Raw genomic sequence first — 5,421 nt, forward strand, 5'->3', positions numbered from 1 at the left:
CCGCCGTCGTTCAACTCCACCTCAGTGGTCTTAAACCCCGGATAAATCACCGCACCCGCCACCAACGCAGCACCGGCCACCGCAAAAACCGTGCCCGAAACCAACTTCCTGCGGCGTTCCCTGAGACCCAGCTTGCCGAACAGAGTTGTCACCAGTTTTCAAATCCCTCAAAATCGCAGCCGCCCCCAGGGCAGCGTTTCCAAAGACCCGGTACCGGGCTCTCTGTTTCCCGCGACAGCCTACCCAACCATCCGGCGGACCGCGATGGGGAGCTCTCCCCGGCGGCCTGACCTGCGGTTACGCCCGTCATCAACATTGCGGGATGCCGTGACTCTCGGGCTCACCCAGGGTGGTGTTGCCAACCTGGATGGTGCGGCCCACGAAGCGGCCGTCGGAGTGGGAATTGATGCGGTACCACTTGTAGGTGCCGCGGGCGTCAGGCACGGTGCGCCACATGAAGCAGTTGACGGTAAAGGACGGACCGGAGCCATAGATCCAGGGATAGTTGCGGATGACACCATCGCAGGTATGCTCCGCATTCGTCGGCGACCGCCAGGAGGTTTGCCCCGAGGCAGGCGCATCAGTGCACGTCCGGTAACCGTTGACCGCAGCGTCCCAGTTCGTCTTCGCCGGACCGGAACGAGCCGTCGCCTGGGCGACGGCTCCGCCGGTCCCCACGGAATTAACGGTCTGCACCTGAATTGAGTGCGGTTCGTCAAAGCCGCCGGTGTTCACCGTCCGGCTTCCCGATGCCGCGACGGTTTCCCAGCCCCGGCCGTCAATGTTGATCCGGGTGGAGGCGACGTCGTTCGTCGCCGTCGACGGTGAAGTCCAGCTGAAGCTCAGCGACTTCTGGTTCTGCCCGCCGTTCTGCCCTGAAGCAGAGGGCGTACCGGGCGCACCGTGCGGTGTGGCGCCGGCTGCGGCGCTGGCGTCCGAGCTGGGCGCCACAGTGGAATGCGCGATCACCGTAATGGCGGTCTGGGCGCCGTTGGTGAAGCCGCCCACGGTCTGCCCGGGCTTGATCGGACCGTTCTGGCCGGTGCTGGCGTTGTAGCTGTAGCTCACCTCGCCGTAGGCCGAGCCGTTGCGTTCGGCGGCGGTCAGCTCCTTGAAATTGATGGTCACCTGCCGCCCGGCTCCCCCGGTGTCCGCCGCGGTGGCGCTGACCCCGGAGACTTGGCCGAGCTTGCCGGTGGCGCGCCGGGGCGCCGACGGCGGACTGACGGCGCCTTTCCCCGCTTTGTTTTCGGCCTGGACCGTGAAGGTGTAGTCAGCTTCGGAGTTGTTCGCCGTGAAGTTGGCGGTGCGCACTGTTCCCGCGATGGCCTGCGTTTGCGGTGCGCCGCCGCCTCCGCTCATGGTGACGTAGTAGTTCTTGATGGCGTCCCCGTTGGTGTCGGGTTCGGACCAGTTCACGCGCAGCTGGTTGGTGCTTCCCACTGCCGACGCCACGGCCGACGTCGGTGCCGCCGGAGCCGCGGGCACGCCGGCCGGGTTGTCCTCCGAAGAGTAGATCCCCCACTCGGACGGGCCAAGGTCGTTGACAGCCTGGGCGCGGACCTTGTAGCGCACGCCGTTGGTCAGGCCGGGCCACGTGTAGGTCAAGCCGGTCACCCCGTTCTTCACCGCGATACCGCTGGCCGGCGGCGGGGAGATCTCCAGGTTGTAGCTTTTGACGGCTGAGCCTTCAGTCTTCGCCGCGGGCCATGCGATCACCATGTCCTTGTCCCCTGCTTTGACCGTGGGTGCCTCCGGCGGGGACGGTTTCTCGTCCGGCCGGATTTCGTTGGATGCCGCCGATGCCGCTGAAACGCCGACTTCGTTGGTGGCCGTGACGGTGAAAACGTATTTGACGTCATTGGTCAGGCCGCTGAGCGTGCAGGTGGTGGTGGGGCAGTCCTGGCTGAAGCCACTGGAAGTGACGGTGTATTTGCTGATGGCCGCGCCGTTGTCCGACGGCGGAGCCCACTTGAGCACGGCGGTTCGGCTGCGGACGTCGGTGGCGGACGGCGCCGAGGGGGCGTCCGGTTTGTCCCGGACGGTGATGCGCACGCGGCCGCTGGCCTGCCGCGAGGGGTCCCCGGTCTTGTCCAGCACGGTGTAGCGGATCACCATGACACCCTTGGATCCTTCGGCGGGCGTGACCGTGATGGAGTCCCCGGCTACGGCGGGAGTACCGGCAGCGGAGCCGGTTTCGACTGTGGCCGAGATGATCTTGAGCGGGGTTTCGCCAAACGGGTTGAAATCGTTGGCGAGGACGTTGATGGTCTCGGTCCGGCCGGCATTGGCCTTGTCGATCACGTCGTCGTTGGCGGCAGGAAGGGGCCTGTTGGAGGCGACGACGGTGGCAGTTACCGCGGCCCTTACGGAACCGGAGCGGCCGTCTGTCACCTTGAGCGGGATGGTCCCCTTGCGGCCTGCCGTCAGGCTGGACTCGGCACCGACCTTGAGCGTCTGCCCTTCGATGGTTGCGTTGAAGCCTTCCGGCAGGGTCCCGTCGAGCTCAAATTTGAGCTTCTCCTGGTCCCCGTCATCCACGTCCTTGGCTAGGTTGCCCAGTTCCAGGCTTGCGGTTTCGGCCAGGGGCACGTCGAGGTCGGTGCCGCTGAAAGTTGGCTCGTGGTTGGCGTTGGGGTCCGGGACCACCCGGGTGATGATGGTCAGGGTGGACTTCAGGCCCTGCGGGTCGTCCGGACCGGAACCGTCCGTGACTTCGAAGGTGAGGGAGCCGGGCCCCACATAGTCCTTGAGCGCCGCGTAGCGCAGGACGTTTCCGTTGCCGCCAATCACGTTCCCGGCATCCGCCCCCTGCACGCTTACTTTGTCCGCCTGGGTGATCCGCGGGCTGCGTCCGTCCCGAACCCGGACGTACTCGTTCAGGTCGATGGTGGCTTCCTTGCCTGCCATGACTTCCACGACGTCGGTCCGTGCCAGTGAGGGGTGCTGTTCGCTCTGTCCGGGAACCCAGATGACCGCCGTCGAGCTTTGGCCGTCGACGTCGGTGACGGTGTACGGGACCAGCTGGTCCGCGGGAGCAAGGCTGACCACTACGTTGCCGTCACCTCCGACGCGCGCGTTGGGGTTGCCGTCCGGCAGGCTGATCTTGAGGTCGGCGGCGACGCCATCGGGGTCGGAGTCGTTTTTCAGGACAGGGACGTCGACGGCGGACTTGCCCAGCGTCTCGGCCTGGGTGATCACGTCGTCCTGGGCGACCGGGGCTTTGAGGGCGGCGTCAGGGCTGACTCGGACCCGGATCACTGCGCTCCCCTGGGCCTTCTTGTCGTCCTGGACCTTGTAGCTGACGCTCTCGTTCGCGGCAGCGCCGGGCGCCGTGAGCAGCACCTTGCCGCCGTCGGCGGACTCGACGCGGAGCTCCGGGCGGGCCTCAAAAGCGTTGGTGACCAGGCTGATCGGATCCCCGTCGGGGTCGGAGTCGTTGCTGAGGGCGTCCACGGCGATCTGGCGGCCGGGCCGGACGTCGACGGCGTCGTCCACTGCAATGGGCTTCTGGTTGGTGGCTTCCGGCGGGGCAATGCCCACAATCACCGTGCCGGTGTTTTCCGCGCCGATCCGGTCCCGGACACGATAGGTAAAGGTGTCTGTGCCGGCGGCCGTTCCCGTGGCGGTGAACGTGAGGTAGCCGTCCTTGACCACGGCCGTTCCCATCGCGGGTGCTTTATCCACGCCGATCAGCTGCACGGAGTCGCCGTCCGAATCGATGCCGTCCAGGGGCACGGGGATCCGCACCACCATTCCGGCGACGACGCGGGCGGTCAGGTTTTTCGGCTCGGGACGGGTATTCCGTTCGTCATCGCGGGCACGGATGCGGATGGTGACCTGCTGGGAGTCCGACTGCCCGGATTCATTGGTGACCTTGTAGATGGCATAGACCGTTTTGGGCACGTCCCCGGCGATGAAGCGCAGGGTGCCGCCGGAGCGGAACATGCGGCCGTCGGCGTCGTCCGGCTTCTGCGCCAGTTCGGGTTCCAGGGTGAGCTTGCCGCCGTTGGGGTCGGTGTCGTTCTCCAGTACCGGGATGGTGACCACGTCGCCGGTCCGGACCGAGGCCTCGTCCGGCTTGGCCTGCGGAGCCTGGAGCTTGGCCGGGGCCGGTACCACCAGCACCGCGATGTCTCCCCCGGCCGAGGCCTTGCCGTTGGAAATCGTGTACTTGACGTTGAGCTGGCCCTCCGCCCGGATGTCGGTGATCCTGACGACGGAGTGGTCCAGGACTGACGCGCTGACAGGTTGGCCGTCGGCGGCCGTGACGGACTGGACCACCAGCACCCCGCCGGAGGGGTCCGAGTCGTTGCCGAGGACGTCCACCAGTACGCTGCCGCCGCTGGGCAGCAGGGCGGTGTCGCGGACGGCAACGGGGGCGCCGTCTCCGTTGCCGGGAACCACATCCACGCGGACCAGTTGCTGGGCACTGGCCGGACCGTTGGTCACGAGGTAGGACACATAGTGGGCCCCCTGGGCCGCGGAGTTGAAGGTGAAGGTCTGCTGGTCCGCGCCCATGGTGGCGGTGGAGTTTCCGTCCGGAGCGACCTGGGCAAGCCGGAGGGCTCCGCCCTGCGGATCCGAGTCGTTCTTCAGGGGTGCGATGACGGTGTCCACGCCGGCGACGGCGACGATGTGGTCCGCGTTGGCTATGGGCGGAAGCGCACCGGGTGCACGGACGTCCACGGTGATTTTGCCCTCGGCGGTGGATTGGCCGTCGGACACCGTCACGGTGACCACTTTGCGGCCGGGTTCCGAGCCGGCGTCCTGGAAGCTGAGCAGGCCGTCCGGCCGTGCCCTGACCTGGTCGCGGGGGTCGCTGCCGCTGGCGCTCACCACATAGAGGTCGTCGCCGTCCGGGTCGGTCCAGTCCGTGAGGAGGTTCTGGCTGACGGTCTTGCCGGACTGCACCACGAGGGTGGTGTTCCGGTTGGGCTTCTGGCGCGGGGCGGAGTTCTCCCCCGGCGGGATGATGTTGAGGGTGACGTCGGAGGAGGCGCTCAGACCGCGGCCGTCGTCCACCGAGTATTTGAACGTCTCGGAGCCCGTCTTGTCGGCCGGCACGCTGACCTGGAAACCGGTGGAGCCGTAGATCGGCGCGAGGACGCCGGAACTGATGGCGTCCGGGGCGCGGACGGTGAGGATGTCGCCGTCGGGGTCGGTGTCGTTGTCCAGGACGGGGAGGATGGCGGTCTTGCCCGCGCGGACGCCGAAGGTGTCCGGTTTGGCGACCGGCGCACTGTTGGGCTTGGTCCGGTCAGGCAGCACGGTCTGCTGGACTTCATCCGCGGAGTCCTTGTCGGCATCATCAGAGGTCTGCTGCGGCGGGATGACGTCGTCCCAGTTGTTGACCAGCTGCATGTTCTGGTTCACCAGCCACACATTGCCCGAATTCACATCGTTCAGCACCACCAGGTC

1 protein-coding gene is annotated in these 5,421 nt (G+C 66.9%); it reads right to left on the bottom strand.

Features of this window, described 5'->3' with window-relative positions:
• Positions 1-309: 309 nt before the first annotated feature.
• Positions 310-5,421 (bottom strand): Ig-like domain-containing protein (locus BS38_RS26355; RefSeq protein WP_043439975.1); only part of this gene is annotated, 5,112 nt, incomplete at its 5' end.

Origin of the sequence: Arthrobacter sp. UNC362MFTsu5.1, from assembly GCF_000685965.1 — a bacterium.
In the GTDB taxonomy this organism is placed as follows: Bacteria; Actinomycetota; Actinomycetes; order Actinomycetales; family Micrococcaceae; genus Arthrobacter.